15 protein-coding genes and 1 pseudogene are annotated in these 19,504 nt (G+C 50.6%); 4 read left to right on the top strand and 12 right to left on the bottom strand.

Annotated features, from left to right (window positions below):
* Nucleotides 1–288 precede the first annotated feature (288 nt).
* Nucleotides 289–1,854, top strand: a complete 1,566-nt coding sequence (locus FHC51_RS22785) for a PAS domain-containing methyl-accepting chemotaxis protein (protein WP_220436788.1) — start codon at nucleotides 289–291, stop codon at nucleotides 1,852–1,854.
* Nucleotides 1,855–1,890: 36 nt separating this feature from the next.
* The gene (locus FHC51_RS22780) at nucleotides 1,891–3,582 is read left to right on the top strand and encodes a bifunctional diguanylate cyclase/phosphodiesterase (protein ID WP_220436787.1); all 1,692 of its coding nucleotides are present in this window, start codon (nucleotides 1,891–1,893) and stop codon (nucleotides 3,580–3,582) included.
* Nucleotides 3,583–3,626: 44 nt separating this feature from the next.
* Here the strand turns inward: FHC51_RS22780 and FHC51_RS22775 are convergent.
* The 8 genes and pseudogenes from FHC51_RS22775 to pcoA all read right to left on the bottom strand — a co-directional run.
* Nucleotides 3,627–4,181 (bottom strand): annotated as a pseudogene (locus tag FHC51_RS22775) (DDE-type integrase/transposase/recombinase); the annotation flags it as partial.
* Nucleotides 4,182–4,421: 240 nt separating this feature from the next.
* Nucleotides 4,422–4,856, bottom strand: coding sequence for a copper resistance system metallochaperone PcoE (pcoE, locus tag FHC51_RS22770; RefSeq protein WP_004388336.1), 435 nt, complete (start codon nucleotides 4,854–4,856; stop codon nucleotides 4,422–4,424).
* A 215-nt stretch (nucleotides 4,857–5,071) separates the two neighbouring features.
* Nucleotides 5,072–6,472 carry a copper resistance membrane spanning protein PcoS gene (gene pcoS / locus FHC51_RS22765; protein WP_220436786.1) on the bottom strand — a complete coding sequence of 467 codons (1,401 nt, stop codon included), beginning with the start codon at nucleotides 6,470–6,472 and terminating at the stop codon, nucleotides 5,072–5,074.
* Nucleotides 6,469–7,149, bottom strand: coding sequence for a copper response regulator transcription factor PcoR (gene pcoR / locus FHC51_RS22760; protein ID WP_001188930.1), 681 nt, complete (start codon nucleotides 7,147–7,149; stop codon nucleotides 6,469–6,471). Before pcoR ends, pcoS begins: the two co-directional genes overlap by 4 nt.
* A gap of 54 nt (nucleotides 7,150–7,203) precedes the next feature.
* Nucleotides 7,204–8,082, bottom strand: coding sequence for a copper resistance inner membrane protein PcoD (gene pcoD, locus FHC51_RS22755; protein WP_309236380.1), 879 nt, complete (start codon nucleotides 8,080–8,082; stop codon nucleotides 7,204–7,206).
* Nucleotides 8,083–8,137: 55 nt separating this feature from the next.
* Nucleotides 8,138–8,518, bottom strand: a complete 381-nt coding sequence (gene pcoC, locus FHC51_RS22750) for a copper resistance system metallochaperone PcoC (protein ID WP_000025662.1) — start codon at nucleotides 8,516–8,518, stop codon at nucleotides 8,138–8,140.
* 39 nt (nucleotides 8,519–8,557) lie between these two features.
* Nucleotides 8,558–9,448 (bottom strand): copper resistance outer membrane transporter PcoB, encoded by an 891-nt coding sequence (pcoB, locus tag FHC51_RS22745; protein WP_220436784.1) that lies wholly within the window; start codon nucleotides 9,446–9,448, stop codon nucleotides 8,558–8,560.
* Nucleotides 9,449–9,453: 5 nt separating this feature from the next.
* On the bottom strand, nucleotides 9,454–11,271 hold the full coding sequence (gene pcoA / locus FHC51_RS22740; RefSeq protein ID WP_220436783.1) for a multicopper oxidase PcoA: 1,818 nt from the start codon (nucleotides 11,269–11,271) through the stop codon (nucleotides 9,454–9,456).
* A gap of 234 nt (nucleotides 11,272–11,505) precedes the next feature.
* On the opposite strand from pcoA, the gene FHC51_RS22735 reads away from it, so the two are divergent.
* Nucleotides 11,506–11,955: a copper resistance protein gene (locus FHC51_RS22735; protein WP_001023257.1), complete on the top strand. Its 450-nt coding sequence runs from the start codon at nucleotides 11,506–11,508 to the stop codon at nucleotides 11,953–11,955.
* Nucleotides 11,956–12,243: 288 nt separating this feature from the next.
* The gene (locus FHC51_RS22730; protein WP_000287502.1) at nucleotides 12,244–12,981 is read left to right on the top strand and encodes a peptidoglycan DD-metalloendopeptidase family protein; all 738 of its coding nucleotides are present in this window, start codon (nucleotides 12,244–12,246) and stop codon (nucleotides 12,979–12,981) included.
* Between the two features lie 33 nt (nucleotides 12,982–13,014).
* Here FHC51_RS22730 and FHC51_RS22725 read toward each other — a convergent pair whose 3' ends face one another.
* From FHC51_RS22725 to silA, 4 genes are all read right to left on the bottom strand, one after another.
* Nucleotides 13,015–13,212, bottom strand: coding sequence for a DUF2933 domain-containing protein (locus FHC51_RS22725; RefSeq protein WP_000843494.1), 198 nt, complete (start codon nucleotides 13,210–13,212; stop codon nucleotides 13,015–13,017).
* A 40-nt stretch (nucleotides 13,213–13,252) separates the two neighbouring features.
* Complete coding sequence (silP, locus tag FHC51_RS22720; protein WP_220436782.1) at nucleotides 13,253–15,724, bottom strand: Ag(+)-translocating P-type ATPase SilP; 2,472 nt, start codon at nucleotides 15,722–15,724, stop codon at nucleotides 13,253–13,255.
* Between the two features lie 97 nt (nucleotides 15,725–15,821).
* Nucleotides 15,822–16,262 (bottom strand): DUF411 domain-containing protein, encoded by a 441-nt coding sequence (locus FHC51_RS22715; protein ID WP_002436620.1) that lies wholly within the window; start codon nucleotides 16,260–16,262, stop codon nucleotides 15,822–15,824.
* 86 nt (nucleotides 16,263–16,348) lie between these two features.
* Nucleotides 16,349–19,495 (bottom strand): Cu(+)/Ag(+) efflux RND transporter permease subunit SilA, encoded by a 3,147-nt coding sequence (silA, locus tag FHC51_RS22710; RefSeq protein ID WP_047727586.1) that lies wholly within the window; start codon nucleotides 19,493–19,495, stop codon nucleotides 16,349–16,351.
* Nucleotides 19,496–19,504: the final 9 nt, after the last annotated feature.

Below are 19,504 nucleotides of genomic sequence, written 5' to 3'. Positions count from 1 at the left end.
AAATCCTTGATCAGCTCCCATGACGCATCAGAAAGTTCGTAACGCCTTGCCATACGGGCCTCCAACCGGTCATGGCGGCAATTTTAGCCACAACGACTTTTCGTACAAAACCTAATTCGCACTGGCAGGGGGACTTCAACCGAAGTCACCAGTGTCAGATAATGGTTGCAGCTGAGAACCATGGCTTAGCGTACAAACATCTCAGTGCTCTGTGATTTCCCTTTATTTCGCATGACCCGTTAGTCACGCCTTATGGCATAATGCCATTATTGCTCATGGAGACTCATCTTGCGCTCGAACCTGCCTGTCACAACCGTTGAACAAATATTTCCAGTCCAGCAGCGATTGATCTCTGCTACGGATACGAATGGGAATATTTCCTATGTGAATGACGAGTTTATGAGAATAAGTGGCTATTCTCGTGAAGAGTTGTTGGGCAGTCCGCACAATTTGGTTCGTCATCCCGACATGCCTCCAGCTGTTTTCGGGCTGATGTGGGGCTATCTGAAGGCTGGCAAAAGCTGGATGGGTATCATCAAGAATCGCTGCAAGAATGGTGACTTCTATTGGGTCAGTGCGTATGTGACACCTATTCTCGAAGATGGCCGCTTAACAGGCTACGAGTCCGTTAGAGTCAAGCCGACTCGGGAGCAAATTGATCGCGCACAAAAGCTGTATGACCGGTTGCGTGCAGGTAAAAATTCCATTCCCCAAAATCGTCATTATGCGGCATTCATGAGGAGGATGGTCTTACCTGCAACTGCGGCTGCGTTGGCAATAGGTGCGGCTAGCGTGCTGCCAAGCCTGGCAGCACAAGCGGTAACTGCCGTGCTCTTTCTCGTTACAGGATGGTGGTCCTATACGCGGCTGGAACATCAGTTGAGTCATATCATGAAATGCGCCCCTGACGCTTTTTCAGATCCGATTAGCGCCATCACTTACAGCGATACGTATGGCCCTTCAGCGCAGTTGGAAATGATATTGATTAGTGAGGATGCACGCCTTAAAACCGCACTGACTCGGCTAAGCGATCTGGCCAGCCAAGTGGCTGAAGCCGCTGCGCATTCCTCCTTACTCTCGAACCAAACTGAAAATGCCTTGCTGGAGCAGCGAGCGGAAACGGACATGACGGCAGCCGCCATGACGGAGATGGCGGCCTCAATCAACGAAGTGGCATGGCATGTTCAAAAAACCGCCATGGAAGCGCAAGCAGCAAATGAACTGGCTGAACAAGGTGATAAAGTCGCCGGTACTTCCCGTGAGGCCATTCAGTTGCTGGCCAGTACCGTCACGAATATCAGCACTGCTGTGGATTACCTTGCCAATGAAACCCAGCAAATTATGGCTGCTGCGGGGGTGATTCAAGCCATTGCTGATCAAACCAACCTACTCGCTCTCAACGCTGCAATTGAAGCGGCTAGGGCTGGTGAGCAGGGTCGTGGTTTTGCGGTAGTAGCTGATGAAGTCCGGGCCTTGGCCGCTAAAACCCGCGTATCGACTCAACAAATTCAAAACGTCATTGAAACCCTTAAAAAAGGCGCAGATGAGGCTGTGAGCATTGCCAAACTCGGTATTCGCGAGGCCGACCACGGTGTACAGCAAGTTATAGAGGCGCAGTGTGCTCTCCAAGGCATTCGCGATGCTGTTGAACGGATCAGTGGTATGAGCCAGCAAATGGCAGCCGCTTCAGAAGAGCAGGCTAGTGTCGCTGAAGATATTGCTCGGCAGATTAATAACGTAGCGGGAACGGTTGAGAGAACAGCGAAGAATGCTAACTCCGCCGTGATTCGTGGCCGCGAACTTGAAAGTACATCCCGTGGTTTCAACTCGTTGGTTGAACGGTTCAACAGGTAGTGACCTTATGACTTTTTTGGTGAATTAGGTTTATATATGAGTGCAAGATACCGTGCAGCGGTGGATGCGGCAGCTATTTTCTCGGAAACCGATAAATCCGGAATAATCACCTATGTCAATGAACAGTTCTGTGATATTTCTGGCTATAGCGCACAGGAGTTGATTGGGCAAAACCACCGCATACTAAACTCAGGGCAGCATCCCCCTGAGTTCTTTATTGATATGTGGAAAAAAGTTTCACGTGGGCAGGTATGGAAAGGTGAAATTTGCAACCGTAAAAAGGATGGCAGCCTGTATTGGGTAGAGAGCACCATTGTACCCATGTACGATGATGCCAGCCAGCGGGTGCAGAAATACGTTTCCATTCGTTTCGATGTGACCGAAAAGCGGAAGTTTCTGGAAACCTTGCAATGGCAGGCTGAGCACGACGAGCTGACGGGTCTTCCAAATCGTTTTTTGCTGTCCAAAGCGCTTGATCAGGCTATTGTCAAAGCAAAGAGCCAGCCCAGCACGGTTGCCGTGGGCGTGCTTGATCTCGATGGGTTTAAGCAGATTAACGACCGCTATGGCCACGAGAAAGGTGATCGTCTGTTAGTGGCGGTGGCTGATCGCCTGAAACATAGTATGCGTATCGAAGATACCGTAGCCCGTTTGGGAGGCGATGAGTTCGTGCTGATTTTGGGTGTGCGGGATCCCAAGGTGTTTGAAAGCGCCCTGCAGAGGCTTTTAGCTGCCCTTTCCGCCGTCTACATCATCGATGGCATAGGCATTAATATTTCCGCCAGTATCGGTGTGACGCTCTATCCAAACGATAATGAGAATGCCGATACACTGCTACGTCATGCCGATCAGGCTATGTATAAGGCCAAACAAAGTGGCCGTAACTGTTTCCATTTGTTTGATGTATCAAAAGATAAGATGGATAAATCAGCTTTTGATACCGTAATACGGGTTCGCCAAGCGTTACATGATGGTGAGTTATGCTTGCATTATCAACCAAAAATAAGTTTGAGCAGTGGGGCAGTGATTGGTTTTGAAGCACTATTGCGTTGGCAGCATCCGCGAGATGGACTTATATTACCGCAGTATTTTATACCGTTGATTGAGCAGAGCGATCTGATCGTGGAGATCGGCGAGTGGGTCATAGATCAGGCGCTCAGTCAAATAGAACAATGGGCGGACTTGGGTCATTCGTGGTCTGTGAGTGTAAACATTGCAGCATTACATTTGAAAAAAGAAAACTTTGTAAAGTCCCTAAAGTTTTTGCTGGACAGCCACCCTAATGTTTTGCCGCAGATGTTGGATATTGAGATTACCGAATCAGTGGTGATAGAACACTTACCACATGTCACTCAGTGCCTCATTGCTTGCCAGGATCTGGGTGTGACATTTTCGTTGGACGATTTTGGAACCGGGTATTCATCGCTGAGCTACCTCAAACAACTGCCCACGCAGTCAATCAAGATAGACAAATCTTTTATACGCGACATACTCATCGATAAAGACAGCTTGGGGCTGACTAAGGCGATCATCGGCCTAGCGAAATCGTTTAACCGCGAGGTTATTGCTGAAGGGGTGGAAACGGTTGAGCACGAAGTGTTGCTGATGAACCTAGGTTGTGATGTAGCGCAAGGCTATGGTATTGCGAAACCCATGCCGGTAGAAAAAGTGCTATCTTGGGTGGCGAAGTTTGTCCCTGCTCATTTATCTAGAGGGGGTAATAGATAAACCGCACTGATCTTGACCCGCCATCTCCGGACAGCTTTTGTATCTTAAGTTAACGATGTCCGCTGCCGCCGATATTCCCTCGGGGAGTGATATCCCAGCGCGCTGTGCGGGTGGTTTTCATTGTAATGTGTGAACGCTGCTGCAAGGTTTCGCAGGGCTGTTCTCACATCTGGTTTTGCCATGAACGCGATATAGTCTTCCTTCATCGTCTTCACGAACCGTTCGGCCATGCCATTGCTCTGCGGGCTGCTCACCGCTGTTGTACACGGCTCCAGATTCAGCTCTCTGGCGAACCTCCGCGTTTCATGCGCGGTATATGCTGAACCGTTATCCGTCAGCCATTGAACCGGTGTGGTCGGCAGCCCGTCGCCGAAGCGCTTTTCCACCGACCTCAGCATCACATCCTGCACCGTCGAACTGTCGTAGCCTCCTGTGCTCGCTGCCCAGTCTATGGCTTCTCTGTCGCAGCAGTCCAGCGCGAACGTGACCCGCAGCTTCTCACCGTTGTCGCAGCCGAACTCGAAGCCATCTGAACACCAGCGCATATCGCTTTCTGCCACCGCGATTTTGCCCTTATGTTCACGCTTCGACCGCTCTGGTAAGCTATAACCAAGTGCGCAAAGTGCACCTGAAAAATCGTAACCCATTGATTTATAAGTGCGCATAATCCATCTTATGTTAAATTTAGTCCGTCGTTCATTTAGTTCATAACAGGCCGCAGACTACGATTAATCATACACAGACATAATCTTTCATTTGGTTTAAAAAAACGCTCCCGGACGGGAGCGTAAGCCAGTGACTTCGGCGTCAAATGAGGGTCTAACAAGTGGAGCTGCGGGTTAATTCTGGGTGATCTGGCTGCGATGCTTTTCAGCCTGCTGCTGATGAATAACGGAAGATTGACCATTATTCGCCTTCTCATGCACAACAGCGGCTTTCTCATGCTCGTTCATTTCGGAAAATGATTTTGCTGTTTCGTTAGAAGCTGCTGGCTTGGATTTCATCATTTTTTTATGCATTTCAGCCATGTCCTGATGGGCAGCAGAATTGCCGTTTTGCATCATTTCATGGGACATTGCGGCCTGATCGTGACCGCTCATATCCATCATTTTCATGCTCTCCCCCTGAACTGCACTTTTTTCAGCGGATGATTGCATCTGATGGGCAGGCGCCTGGGCATTATTTACCTGGTCATGCATGTTCATTGTCTCTGCAGCCCAGGCAGATGAAGCGACAGCCATCATGGCAATAAAGGATACAAGGATCTTTTTCATGGTTGGGTCTCCGGTGTTTTCATACCCGAACAATCAATGCTTATAACAGAGAAAGCATTTGATCTCAGGGCTGGTTGATCATCACGCCAGGAACCGGGCGATTGAATTATCACGCTGTCCTGATTTATGGCTGATTATAAAAAACCGCCTCTGTTTATCGCGTGACTGAACGATGACATTTTTGTCACCTTCCGGGTTTCTCCTGAATAACGGTATTAATCCATTAACAGACGCACACTGAACACAATTTCCCGCCCCTGCTGTTCTGCTGACAGCTCGCCGCCGTGAGCATGAATGATCGACCTTGTAATTGATAATCCCAGCCCCGCGCCTTCCGTGTTGTAGAACCTTGATGAGTCTGCGCGATAGAACCGGTCAAACAAACGTTCCAGATTAGCGGGAACCTGGCCGGACATCGTATTCGTAATCATCACGTTCACACAGTCACTGTCACGCTCAAGGTGTATCGCTGTACAGGTGTTATCGGGAGAATACTTGATTGCATTGGAAAGCAGGTTACTGAAAGCACGTCGGAGCATATCGCTGTCTCCGGCAACAACGCCCTCTCCTTCAACCGTGATTGTCTTTCCTGTTTCGTCTGCCAGGGGCTCGAACAACTCACGTAATTCATTCAGTTCGGCTGCCAGATCCACATCATGTTTATCCAGCCGCAGCAGACCATGCTCTGAACGTGCCAGAAAAAGCATGTCACTGGTCATTCGTGACAACCTTTTCAGTTCTTCCAGGTTAGCGAATAAAATTTCGCGGTAATGCGAAACATCCCTTTCCTTAGCCAGTGCAAACTGCGTCTGCATCATCAGATTACTGACTGGTGTGCGCAGCTCATGCGCGATGTCAGACGAGAAATCTGACAGTTTCCGGAATGCCCCCTCCAGGCGATCAAACATATTATTGAACTCCTGCATGGTCTCAGAGATTTCCGGCGGAGCCAGATCGGGATTTAGACGCTGATCCAGGCTTTGTACAGTCATGGAGGAAGCCAGACTGGTCATTTCCCGTAACGGTTTCAGACCAATACGTGTGGTCAGCCAGCCCAGAAAAACAGAAATAAAGACCAGACCGATATTGAACCAGAACAGCCAGGTACTGAGTTTGTCCATAAACAGGGTGTGATACCCAGTATCCGTGGCAACCGTAATGATGACATGTTTGCTTTTACCCTGTTCCGGCGTCACGGCAACCCGCCGCGAGATACTGCGGTACACGGTGTTATTTTCTTCCGTCTGGATCATATAGTCGAGAATATCACCCGACTTATTAAGCAGGACCGCTGGAACAACAGAATTTTTGGCATAGAGTTCAACAATTTTTTCATTTTCCATGTTTTTTATAGAAATGAATAAACCATTGTGCCCTACCATCGCATCGTTTATTTTTTCTGATAATGACTTAATATCCGTTTTGTTCCGGAACGTCTCTGTTTTAAGAAACTCTTCGGTGAGCTGAAGTTTACCTGTCAGAAAATCGCGGTCCTGATTATCGAAATAGCCATTAAGGGTGCTAATCAGGATAAAACTTGATAACCACCATACCGTAAGCATCACCGCAGAAAAAATCAGGCTCAGGCGTGTGGTCAGGGAAATTTTGAACCTCACTCTTCTCTGATCTCCAGGACATATCCGGCACCGCGAACGGTATGGATCAGTTTTGGCTCAAAGTCATCATCAATTTTACTTCTCAGACGTCTCACGGCGACATCAATCACATTCGTATCACTGTCAAAATTCATGTTCCAGACCAGGGACGAGATAAGACTCCTGGGTAACACTTCTCCGGTGCGTTGCAGCAGCAACTCAAGCAGAACGTATTCTTTACCGGTGAGATGGATCTTCTTCCCCGAACGGATCACGGTCCGGCGCACCATATCAACGGTCATATCGGCGATGGTGCAGACTGTTGCGGCCTGCGAGCGTGCCCGGCGCAGTAGGGTTCTTACACGTGCAACCAGCTCCGTAAAATCAAAGGGCTTAATCAGGTAGTCATCTGCGCCAAGCTCCAGTCCTTTCACTTTGTCCCGCACGTTGTCCTTTGCGGTTAAAAACAGGACCGGTTCTTCGTGCCCGGACTCCCTCAGTGCGCTGATGATTTGCCACCCGTCGAGGAAAGGCAGCATCACGTCCAGTATTATCAAATCATACTGTCCCTTCGACGCGGCCCCGAGACCATCGCGGCCATTATTAAAGAGATCGGCCTGATAGCCTTCCTCAACCAGTCCCTGCTGCAGGTAACGACCTGTTTTTTGTTCGTCTTCAACGATTAAAATACGCTGCATGGTCAACTCGCTGATATGAAAGTAAAAATCTCACGCATGAGCTTTGGCTGTCCCCTAGCTGACCTGAGACGGAGCAAGCATTCCGAGCCACGCTACGGCGCCCAGAATGATAATCGCAACAACGAATTCTGTCAGGATGCTGTTTCGCATCAGGGCAACGCTGCGATCATAATTCCCTTCCCTGACCATAACTTCAAGCCGGGGACCCAGGTGAAACCGGTTTGCTGCAGCCAGAAGAAGCATCAGAACAAACAGAGCCGTCTTGGCAAGCAATATCCTCCCCCAGGAACTGTTGAATAAGGGAGTTAAGTTACCCTCAGCAATATACAGATAGTTGACCAGCGCACTCAGGATCAGGGCTACAACAATCACCGTTCCTGCCGTGGCAAATTTTGCCAGGGAGTCAGATATCACAATGACGCTCTGTGCATTATGCTCGTTTCTGCGCATCAGCAGGATAGCAAATGCAACCAGAGCACCTGTCCAGGCACCTGCAGCGCCGAGATGGGTCAGATCGCTCAGTAAATGGAGATAGTAATGCAGACCGTCATGCATAACGGCGTGTCCTCCCCAGGCAAGTGTAGCCAGCGCCACGCCCCCACTCATCGTCATCAGCAGGCAGGAAAATACTCTCTTATTAGTGTAAAGGAACAAAGCACCGAGTGTGGTAAACAGGGCACAGAGCCTGACAATCCAGCTAATACCCACATCAGTTTCTTCTATCACCATCTCGATAACATGGATGGATAATTCTCTGAGGTCAGTTACTCCACTCATGGCATTAGATACCAGGAGCATATTAATGCCAGTAAGAATGATGCCTGTAACAACAGCAAAGGTTATAAACGACCTGAAATTAGTCAGGTTATAGGTTTCATGTCTGACACCGCTTATTCCATATATCTGAAAAAATGGCAATCCAAATATTACCATCAAATCCAGATAAAGAAGAAAACGAATAACAATCATAATCAGGTCGTTCATAATATTACTTCACTGTAAAGGTGTAATTACCGGTAATAGGGTGCGTATCTGAAGAAACCGCGCGCCAGTCAACACGATAAGTGCCAGCGGGTAAAGGCTCTCGCGGAATAATGACCATCGATTTAGGGTCAGCGCCTGGCGCCACTTTTGCCGCGACCGGCATCGGAGAATGTGATGACATGCCTTTCATACCCGTCATCGTTAATTTTGCACCTGAGAATTTCACGGTCAGATTTTCCGAGAAATTAAGCTGAATCTTTTCCGGGGCCGCTACGGCTGAATCAGCCTGTGGCACAGAGCTTTTTAATTCCGGATGGGCCATAGCAGAGAAAGCAACGCCCATAACGAGGCCACCTGTAAGAATGGCTTTATTTAAAATCGACATTTTATTTACCTGTTTAGTTGAGTGTTTTATATCAGTGCGTTAAAACCAGATTCTGGCTCCCGCCAGGAATACTACCTGATGGTCTTTCTCACCTTCTCTTTTCGCCATATCGGATGTTTTCCCGTAAAGTTGATTCCAGGAAACGCCTATATAGGGTGCAAACTCACGGCGTATTTCATAGCGCAGCCGGAGCCCCAGCTCTGTGTCAGTCAGTCCCCTGCCGCGACCCCGCGATTCATCATCCTGACTGTAGAAATTCACCTCATAGGATGGCTGGAGTATGAGCCGGTTAGTCAGTAAAACGTCGTATTCTCCTCCCAGACGAAGGGCTGCTTTTCCGCCATTACTGACAAAACCCGTAATTTCAGACTCAAAATTATAGAGTGCCAGCCCCTGAAAACCGACAGCAGCCCAGGTCCGGGCAGAAGCAGGTCTGAAATCCTGCCTGACACCCGCAACCAAATCCCACCATGGGCCAACCGCATGTCCCCAGAGTAACTGCGCTTCAGCCGCCTCCGTTTCCCCATTGCTTCGTTCACCTTCACTCTTTAGCCAAATCCGATCTGTGTCGCCTCCAATCCAGCTGTTAACACTCCAGCTGAAATTGTTGGTGTTATCCGACCGTTGCCATTCCAGTTGATCCAGCAGAACCAGATAATTAATCGCACTGTCGTGAATCGCATGCCCCTGTAAATTGCCGAATGCAGCCTTCCGGTCGGCATCGGTAACAGGCGGAATTGGCGTTCTGCTCTCAGTTACAATGGGCTCCATTGACGTCATCTCAGTGAAATTCTCATCTGCTGGTATCTGCATGGCAGACATGTCGTGCCCGGCGTGGGGATCTGCAGAGACGGAGCCCGCCGCAATAGAAAGCTGTGAGGTAAACAAACCGGCGACCAGAACAGGTATGGCCTTCAAATTTCTCTTCATTCGCATCATTCCTCCACCCGGACTTCACGAAACATTCCCATTTCCATGTGATAGAGCAAATGGCAGTGATACGCCCAGCGGCCAAGCGCATCTGCTGTCACTCTGTAACTGCGTTTTGTACCAGGGGGAACATCTATTGTGTGTTTACGAACCATGAAATTACCGTTTTCATCTTCCAGATCGCTCCACATACCATGCAGGTGAATGGGGTGAGTCATCATGGTATCGTTGATCAGCGTGATCCTGAGCCGCTCACCGTATTTCAGCAGCACCGGTGCGGCATCTGAAAACTTGATTCCGTTAAATGACCAGGCAAACTTTTCCATGTGGCCGGTTAAATGCAGTTCTATGGTACGGCCAGGTTCACGTCCGTCAGGATCCTCAAAGCGGCTTTTCAAATCCGCGTACGTGAGAACCTTTCTTCCGTTATTTCTAAGACCAATACCCGGATCATTTAATTTCGGAGAGACGCTCATCGCCTGCATATCAACCAGTGGGTTATCCGTTTCTGACGCAGGATGACTTTGCATACCCGGCATTCCGGCCATCCGGGAATGATCCATACCGGCCATGCTGCTGTGATCCATGGGCGCGGAGGATGTCCCGCTATCCGGAAGGTCAGCACCGTCCATAGACATCATCTCTCCGCTGTTATCCATGCCTCCCATCTGGCTGTGGTCCATTCCTGCCATATCATGTCCCATTCCCCCCATACCCATATCTTCCATGGTCAACAGAGGACGGGGATCGAGGGGGGGAACGGCAGCACTTAACCCCTCTCTCGTGGCCAGTGTCCCTCGAGCGTAACCGGTCCTGTCCATGGATTGTGCGAAGATGGTATAGACCTCACCCTGAGGTTCCACAATGACATCATAGGTTTCGGCAACGGCAATCCTGAATTCGTCCACGGTAACCGGGTTTACATACTGGCCATCTGCAGCCACGACCGTCATTTTCAGCCCGGGGATGCGGATATCGAAATAAGTCATTGCCGAGCCGTTGATAAACCGTAAGCGTATTTTTTCACCGGGACGGAACAATCCGGTCCAGTTTTTCAGCGGGGCCTGTCCGTTCATGAGATAGGTGTAGGTGTAACCACTGACATCCGCGAGGTCAGTCGGATTCATTTTCATTTCAGCCCACATTTTCCGATCGGCAATGGTGGCTGACAGCCCCCTCGTATGCACGTCGCGGAAAAAAGAACCAACGGTTGGTTTATTGAAATTGTAGTAATCCGACTGTTTTTTTAATTTTTTCAGCAGGCTGTGAGGATTTTCATCGGTCCAGTCAGACAACATGACCACGTGTTCACGATCGTAAGCAAACGGTTCTGGCTCGCGGGCATCGATAATAATGGCACCGTATACCCCCTCCTGTTCTTGCAGACCGGAATGGCTGTGGTACCAGTAAGTCCCGTTCTGCTTAACCTTAAAGGTGTAGACGTAGGTGTCATCAGGCTCGATGCCCGTAAAACTCAGCCCCGGAACACCATCCATATTGGCCGGAAGAATAATGCCGTGCCAGTGAATGGACGTCTGTTCATTAAGACGGTTTTTAACCTTCAGGGTAATGGTGTCACCTTCTTTCCAGCGAAGGACGGGCCCCGGCAGACCGCCATTGATTGTTTTAGCCTGGCGCTCACTGCCCGTGATATTAACGGCGGTTTCACCAATGGTCAGGTCAAACTGAGTCCCCTGCAGGGATGCAGCGGCTGGCAGACTCAGACTGGAACGCGCATTGAAACTCCATACGCCAAGACTTCCGGCTACGCCAGAGAGGGTTAACCCCTTCAGGAAAGTTCGTCGAGACGTTTTCAACAGCATGCGCATTCCCTTATTTAAAGTATGGTTACTGACAGAATTCGAGAACCGATTTAAATTAAATTACTGGTTCATCCACTTACAATGAAATGAATCTAGCACACCTTAAGAAACAAATTCATTACAATCGTGTAATGTACATAGCTGTATTACATTTACGTCATCTTCCCCACAGGTTGATTATTTTTATATATGATCATAAGGACATCTTTTATGTACCTCAGAAGGTAATTACACATGAATATATTAATCACGACCACTGCGTTTACAGCTTTATTTTGTGGGGCAGCTTTTGCTCAGTCCAGTGATATTGCCCATGAAGCACATCGATTTGTTAATAATGCCTCAGCCGTCAGTCATGTGAATTCCTCGACGCATGAAAACTTACCGGACAGGGTTAATAAAAACAACACGCCCTCATTCTCTGAAATGAATGAACATGAAAGGGCCATTGTTGCTCATTCATTTATGAACAACAGCGCGTCCTATGCGCATCAGAAAATGATTGAGGAACATAAAAAAATGCTGTCCGGCAGTGATGCAAATTCAAAGACCTCGTCTTCTTCTTTTAACGAACTGAATGCCGGAGAAAAAGCCGCTCTCGTGCATGAGCAGGTCAATAATGCCGGTGCGGAAGCACATCAGACGCAGGCAAGAAAGCTTCGCGGGCTGTATTCGACCAGGTAACTGCAGGCGGGTTAGTGCTTAGCGTCAGGTGCGCAGCAGGGCTTTACTGACGGGTTACGTAGCAGGACATGAGCCCCATATTGCTCTGCCGTAACCTGTTTCAGTCCCGTTAATCATCACCGTCGGGCTGGTCATACAGTTCCCAGAGCTTCAGGAGCAAACGGGAAACAAGATATGTTACAAAAATGACGACCATCAACGGTGCTCCCGATTAACTGACAGATGACACGCCTCCTGAAAACCCCTAGCATACGCCGCAGTGTTCATGCTAACGGCGAATTCCAGTAAATGTATTCTACCGATGTCGTAAAAGAAAATGCCTACCTTTCAGCCACCCGCTCGGGGCTGGAATCGAACGAGATCGCTACTCTTCAGCGCTCCTTGCCTTCCCGGTTTAATCTGCGGCATTTGAAAAAAAATGAATCATTAAAACTCGTACTGCAAAAGAAAGCGGGAAAATCACGTGTCGTGGCCTATAAATTTACGTCCGGTTCATTTAATTACACGGCGTATCGTATATCAGATAAAAAGTTCTATAACCTTTCCGATACTTCCGGGAAAGGCAGTCTCGATTATCCGTTACCGGCCACAGCAAGACTCAGTTCGCCTTTCAATCCTGCAAGACTTAACCCGGTATCGGGAAAAGTGAGTCCCCATAATGGCATTGATTATTCCATGCCCATGAACACGAAAATAGTCAGCGTCATCGACGGAAAAATCACCCGGGCCGAATACAACAGTACCATGGGATATTTTGTTGAAGTAACGGGAAAAGCCGGTGTTAAAACTCGCTATCTCCACCTCAATAAAATACTCGTTACTAAAGGGGCCAGGGTTACACGGGGAGGTGCTATTGCGTTATCCGGTAACAGCGGACGTTCATCCGGTCCTCATCTGCATTACGAGCTGGTCATCAATAACAACCCTGTTAACTCTCTGGCGTTCCGGGCAGCGGCACCCGCTGATAACAAACTCGAACAGCATGCCTTTGCGCATGTCAGAGACTACGAACGATACCTGGACTGATAACGGGACCGCGACGCGGCCCCGTCTGCCGGATTAATTTTTTTTATCGTTTTCACTTCCGTGATGTTGATGATCTCCATGCCCTCCGTGGCCGTGGAAAAGATGCATTAGCGGGCAGACCAGCAATAACAGATATGGCCAGTAACCTGCCACATGTGACCAGTGTTCGCGCAGGAGGGCAAATGCCGCGATCGCGGCGACAGCAATAAGCGCATAGGTGGTACTTTTCATACTGGACTCCTTCTGTTCGTAACTGACCCTTCACTCAGTGTTATTTCCCGAGCCTGACACTTTTCAGACGCAACGCATTCACAATGACGCTGACGGAGGAAAGAGCCATGGCCGCCGCCGCAATAACTGGCGACAGCAGTATTCCATACACAGGATAAAGCAGACCTGCAGCCACAGGCACGCCAAGTGCGTTGTAGATAAATGCAAAAAACAGATTCTGTCGGATATTTTTCATGGTGATCTCTGACAGATGACGGGCCCTGTTCAGTATCATCAAGTCGCCTTTGAGAAGGGTGACTCCGGCACTTTCAATTGCCACATCTGTACCCGTTCCCATAGCTATGCCCACGTCAGCCGCTGCCAGCGCCGGGGCATCATTTACACCGTCCCCCGCCATCGCAACCACATGACCAGACGCTTTCAGTCGGGTTATCACTGCTTTTTTGCCGTCAGGCAGAACCCCGGCTTCAACCTCATCTATTCCCAGTTTCCGTGCGACTGCTTCAGCGGTAAGCTGGTTATCCCCGGTGAGCATAACGATGCGGATCCCCGCCTGACGCAAAGCTTTAAGCGCATCCGGCGTGGTTGCTTTCACGGGATCCGAGATAGCTATCAGGCCTGCAAGGTGCCCGTCTGTGGCCACATAGATAACGGTAGCGCCTTCCATCCGCAACGTATCCGCAACGGCCTTTTGATTATCAATAACGATACTGTTTTCCTGCATAGCCAGTTCATTACCAATAACAACCCGTTGACCTTCGACATCGCCTGAGACACCTTTACCCGACGGCGCATTGAAATGAGTGACTGCGGGTATTGCGATCCCCTTTTCCTGTGCTGCTTTAACTACTGCCATACCCAGCGGATGCTGCGAGCCTTTTTCCACTGCGGCCGTTACACGCAAAAGAGATGTTTCCCCACCCGGATTGAGACTGATAATCCCTGTCACCGTCGGCGAACCTTCCGTGAGCGTGCCTGTTTTGTCGACAACCAGCGTGTCCACTTTTTCAAGACGCTCAAGGGCTTCGGCATTCTTGATTAACACCCCGGCCTGGGCTCCTTTGCCCACCCCCACCATTATCGACATCGGCGTGGCCAGCCCCAGCGCGCAGGGACAGGCAATAATCAGGACCGACACAGCCGCAATGAGACCGTGCGCCATCCTGGGCTCGGGCCCCCAGACAGACCAGATCATGAAAGCAACAACCGCGATAAGTATCACCAGAGGAACAAACCAGCCTGAAACGCTGTCAGCCATTCTCTGGATGGGGGCCCGCGAACGCTGTGCATCAGCGACCATCTGAACAATTCGTGAGAGCATCGTTTCATCACCGACTTTCTCTGCACGGATGATAAGACTACCTGTCTGATTAATGGTCCCCCCGATGACAGGGTCACCCTCCGTTTTGGTAACAGGCATAGATTCCCCGGTCACCATCGATTCATCAACGGTTGTTTTGCCTTCGACCACGATACCGTCGACCGGAATACTCTCTCCAGGTCTGATGCGGAGCTTATCGCCAGGCAGGACATCTTCCGCATTAATATCCGTTTCATGACCGTCTTGATCCAGCCGCCTGGCGGTTTTGGGGGCAAGGTTAAGAAGCGCAGTAATGGCACCTGAGGTTTGTTCCCTTGCCCGCAATTCAAGGACCTGTCCCAGCAGAACAAGCACCGTAATAACAGCTGCGGCTTCAAAATAAATGGCCACCAGGCCATCCATGTTTCTGAACGATGCAGGAAACCAGGAGGGGAAGACGGTTGCAATGACGCTGTAAACCCAGGCTACGCCGGTCCCCATTGCAACAAGGGTAAACATATTCAGGGAGCGGTTACGTAACGACATTCCGGCCCGGGCGAAGAATGGCCAGCCACACCACAAAACGACAGGAGAGGCCAGAAGTAACTGCAGCCATGTGTTGTACTGTGGCGGTACTGTATTCCTCAAAGCGGGAAACAGATGAGAACCCATTTCGAGTATCAGAACCGGAAACGCCAGCAACAACCCCAGCCAGAAGCGTCTTGTCATGTCGCGAAGTTCATCACTCGTCCCCGTGGATGCCGTAGCTACGAGCGGCTCCAGTGCCATTCCACAGACAGGACAGCTTCCGGGACCACTACGGCGTATCTCCGGATGCATCGGACATGTCCACACACCTTCAGAAATCTCTTTCTCCGCCTGGCGGTGAGACTGTTTTATCTTATCAGGGCTGACTTCATGGTGGTCGTGGTGATGGTGATGTTCACTGGCATCTTCGGTAAAATAATGATCGGGATGGGCTTTAAATTTGCTCTCACAGCTGGCGGAGCAGAAATAAAGCTGATGGTCCTGGTATCGAATGCTGCTGTGCGCCTTGTCAGGCAGGATGACCATCCCGCACACGGGATCTCTCACCTTATGCAATGCGTGACTCTCGTCCGGGGATGATGTCTGCTCAGAAGCAGTCTGGTTGTTATGTTCCACTGCATTGTCATTTTTCACAGTAACTCTCCTTATGCATATCTGAAGCATTTTCTGTTTTCAGGATATGTCATGGATGCGATTACCACGAATGCCGCCGGCATAAGAGTGCCTGCTGCCGGCGTCCCGTTATCAGCCGTTCCGCTGACTATTCGATTCGCTGGAAGACTTTTTTACTGCCCTCCGGTGAGAATGCGATAACATCGTAAGCCTCTTTTCGGGCCCCCATCTCCATTCCCGGACTTCCTGCTGGCATACCGGGGGTGGCGAGACCGTATATACCCGAACCAGACTGCATGGCCTTATGTATCGTTGCCGCAGGCACATGGCCTTCAATGATCAAATTACCTACAACCGCGGTATGACAACTTCGTAGTCCAGCAGGAACAGCATGCTTTTCTTTCAGGGCTGACAGCGCCTGATCATTCATGACGTGAGTTCGCACTTCGAACCCGTCTTTTTCCATCGCTTTGCCCCACAGGGAACAACAGCCACAGTTTTCAGATTTGTACATATCAATGACTTTTTCACTCGCCATTGCAGGCAGTGACAGGCCGAGAGCCAGGGCCATTAGAACCACTTTTTTCATACTCACCTCTGTATATTATCGATATAAACCCTGACGTCAGGGTGAATCAGTGCAGAAGGACGCCCACTGGGGGCGCCCTTTCAGGGTTATGACACGCTTTTTTTATGTCTGCGCAGCCAGATTAATTTGTAGGCGGCAGGAATAATGAACAGGGACAGCAGCGGAGCCGTGATCATCCCACCAATCATTGGCGCAGCAATACGGCTCATGACTTCTGAACCTGCGCCGGTTCCCCAGAGTATTGGCAGCAGACCCGCAATGATCACCGCCACGGTCATGGCTTTCGGCCGGACACGCAGTACGGCACCATGATAGAGGGCTTCATCAAGACCTTCCGGTGTGAACGTCTCTTTACGGGACAATTCCGGGTGCGCTTCAATGGCATGACGCAGATACATCAGCATGACCACGCCAAACTCTGCTGCCACCCCGGCCAGGGCGATAAACCCGGTTCCGGTCGCCACTGACATATGGAAGCCCTGCCAGTACAGGAACCATATTCCGCCAACCAGGGCGAACGGCAGGCTCATCAGGATCAGCAGGGCTTCGTCAACCCGGCGGAATGCCAGATACAACAGGATGAAAATGATCATCACCGTCATCGGCACCATCAGCTTCAGTTTCTTGTTGGCATGCTCAAGCAGTTCAAACTGTCCGGAGAATGCCACACTGGTTCCCGGTCTCAGTTTCACTTTCTCGCTGATGGCCGTCTTAATGTCGTTAACCACCGACACCATGTCCCTGCCGCGGGCATCAACATAAATCCAGCTGGCTGGCCGGGCATTTTCGGTTTTCAGCATGGTTGGTCCAGAAACGACGTTAATATCCGCGACATCGCCCAGCGTGATCTGCTGCTTCATCGGGGTCAGGATCGGCATCTGTTTCAGCGCCTGCGGACTGTTCCGGTAATCCTGCGGGTAGCGAATGTTAATAGGGTACCGGGCCACCCCTTCAACCGTCTCACCCACCATAGCACCTCCGATTGCTGAAGAGACGAACAGCTGGACATCACCTACCGTCATCCCGTAGCGGGAGGCTTTCTCCCGGTTGATATCGATATCGATGTAGCGCCCGCCCTCAAGTCGCTCAGCCAGGACAGACACCACGCCAGGCACGGTTTTGGCTACCGCCTCGATACTCTGCGCCGTCGCGTCGATATCGGACAGAACAGTCCCGGACACTTTGATACCTATCGGGCTTTTGATCCCGGTTGAGAGCATATCAATACGGTTACGGATAGGCGGCACCCAGAGGTTTGCCAGACCCGGTAAACGGACTGTCCTGTCGAGTTCATCAATAATCTTGTCAATTGTCATGCCGGGACGCCACTGATCCTCAGGTTTGAGCTGGATCGTGGTTTCCACCATTTCGAGCGGCGCGGAATCCGTTGCGGTCTCTGCTTTACCGGTCTTGCCAAATACAGAAGCCACTTCAGGAACGCTTTTGATTAACTTGTCTGTTGTCTGCAGGAGCGCTGCAGCTTCTGCCGGAGAGACGCCAGGCAAGGTCGACGGCATATACAGCAGATCGCCCTCGTTAATCTTCGGCAGAAATTCACCGCCCACCTGACTCAGTGGCCAGATAACCGTGAAAATGGACAAGGCCGCAACCAGCAGGGTTGTTTTTGGCCAGTGGAGGACCCGCAGCAGCAAAGGATGATACGCTTTGATCAGCACCCGGTTCAGGGGGTTACTTGTCTCGGCAGGAATTTTCCCCCGGATCCAGAATCCCATCAGAATAGGAATGACGATGATGGCCAGTGCGGCCGCTCCCGCCATGGAGTACGTTTTCGTGAATGCCAGCGGGCCAAACAGACGTCCTTCCTGACCTTCCAGGGTAAAGATAGGAATAAAGGACAGGGTGATGATCAGCAGGCTGATAAACAGTGCGGGTCCCACTTCAACGGAGGCATCGGTAATCACCTTCCAGCGGGTGGCGTTGTCAATCTGCTCACCCGGATGCTGATGATCCCACTCCTCAAGCCGCTTATGCGCATTCTCAATCATCACAATGGCGGCATCCACCATCGCACCGACGGCAATCGCTATCCCTCCCAGCGACATGATATTGGCGTTCAGTCCCTGGAAGTGCATGACGATAAAGGCGATACACAGACCAAGCGGCAGAGAGATAATCGCCACCAGGGCAGAACGTACGTGCCACAGGAACAGGGCACAGACGATGGCCACCACGATAAACTCTTCCAGAAGTTTGGAACTGAGGTTATCAATCGCCCGGTCGATGAGCTGGCTGCGATCGTAGGTGGTCACGATTTCAACGCCTTCCGGCAGGCTGGCCTTCAGCGTCTCAAGTTTATCCCTCACTGCCGTGATAACGTCGCGTGCATTTTTACCCGACCGCAGGATCACCACGCCGCCAGCGACTTCGCCCTGGCCGTTCAGCTCGGCAATACCACGCCGCATTTCAGGCCCGGTCTGCACGCGGGCAACATCCCGCAGATAAACCGGCACGCCGTTCTCGCCTGTTTTCAGGACGATGTTATTAAAATCATCAATGCTCTGAAGATAACCGCTGGCACGGACCATATACTCAGCTTCGGCCATTTCAACGGATGAGCCACCGGCCTCCTGGTTAGACGATTCAAGGGCCTGTTTCACTTCGGGCAGGCTGATACCATACTGAGACAGTTTTACCGGATTGACCTGAATCTGGTACTGTTTCACCACGCCGCCAACCGAAGCGACCTCAGCCACGTTCGGGATGGTTTTCAGCTCAAATTTCAGGAACCAGTCCTGCAGAGAACGCAGTTCTGAAAGGTCGTGTTTTCCGCTGCGATCGACAAGGGCATATTCAAATATCCAGCCCACCCCCGTGGCGTCCGGACCGATTTCAGAACTCACACCGGCGGGCAGTTTTCCCTGTACCTGGTTCAGGTACTCCAGCACGCGGGAACGGGCCCAGTACAGATCGGTGCCGTCTTCAAAAATGACATACACATACGAATCACCGAACTGTGAAAAACCACGCACGGTTTTTGCGCCAGGCACGGACAGCATGGTGGTGGTAAGTGGATAGGTGACCTGGTTTTCTACAATCTGCGGGGCCTGGCCGGGATAGCTGGTTTTGATAATGACCTGCACATCTGACAGGTCAGGCAAGGCATCGACAGGCGTGTTAATAATCGTCCATGTGCCCCAGATGCTGAGAAACAGGGCCCCCATCATGACCAGGAAACGGTTGGCGACAGAGCGCCGGATAATCCATTCAATCATCGTCGTCTC

The organism is Leclercia sp. EC_58, assembly GCF_019584355.1.
GTDB lineage: Bacteria > Pseudomonadota > Gammaproteobacteria > Enterobacterales > Enterobacteriaceae > Enterobacter.
Note: the sequence above shows the minus strand (reverse complement) of the source record. Positions and strands in the feature narration are given on the sequence as shown.

What these genes read in the sequence shown, in the direction of transcription:
- FHC51_RS22780 (WP_220436787.1), top strand. Translation starts at nt 1,891, where the DNA reads ATGAGTGCAAGATACCGTGCAGCGGTGGATGCGGCAGCTATTTTCTCG.
- pcoE (WP_004388336.1), bottom strand. Translation starts at nt 4,856, where the DNA reads ATGAAAAAGATCCTTGTATCCTTTATTGCCATGATGGCTGTCGCTTCA.
- pcoR (WP_001188930.1), bottom strand. Translation starts at nt 7,149, where the DNA reads ATGCAGCGTATTTTAATCGTTGAAGACGAACAAAAAACAGGTCGTTAC.
- pcoD (WP_309236380.1), bottom strand. Translation starts at nt 8,082, where the DNA reads ATGGTAATATTTGGATTGCCATTTTTTCAGATATATGGAATAAGCGGT.
- pcoC (WP_000025662.1), bottom strand. Translation starts at nt 8,518, where the DNA reads ATGTCGATTTTAAATAAAGCCATTCTTACAGGTGGCCTCGTTATGGGC.
- pcoB (WP_220436784.1), bottom strand. Translation starts at nt 9,448, where the DNA reads ATGAAGAGAAATTTGAAGGCCATACCTGTTCTGGTCGCCGGTTTGTTT.
- pcoA (WP_220436783.1), bottom strand. Translation starts at nt 11,271, where the DNA reads ATGCTGTTGAAAACGTCTCGACGAACTTTCCTGAAGGGGTTAACCCTC.
- FHC51_RS22735 (WP_001023257.1), top strand. Translation starts at nt 11,506, where the DNA reads ATGAATATATTAATCACGACCACTGCGTTTACAGCTTTATTTTGTGGG.
- FHC51_RS22730 (WP_000287502.1), top strand. Translation starts at nt 12,244, where the DNA reads ATGTATTCTACCGATGTCGTAAAAGAAAATGCCTACCTTTCAGCCACC.
- FHC51_RS22725 (WP_000843494.1), bottom strand. Translation starts at nt 13,212, where the DNA reads ATGAAAAGTACCACCTATGCGCTTATTGCTGTCGCCGCGATCGCGGCA.
- silP (WP_220436782.1), bottom strand. Translation starts at nt 15,724, where the DNA reads ATGCTTCAGATATGCATAAGGAGAGTTACTGTGAAAAATGACAATGCA.
- FHC51_RS22715 (WP_002436620.1), bottom strand. Translation starts at nt 16,262, where the DNA reads ATGAAAAAAGTGGTTCTAATGGCCCTGGCTCTCGGCCTGTCACTGCCT.
- silA (WP_047727586.1), bottom strand. Translation starts at nt 19,495, where the DNA reads ATGATTGAATGGATTATCCGGCGCTCTGTCGCCAACCGTTTCCTGGTC.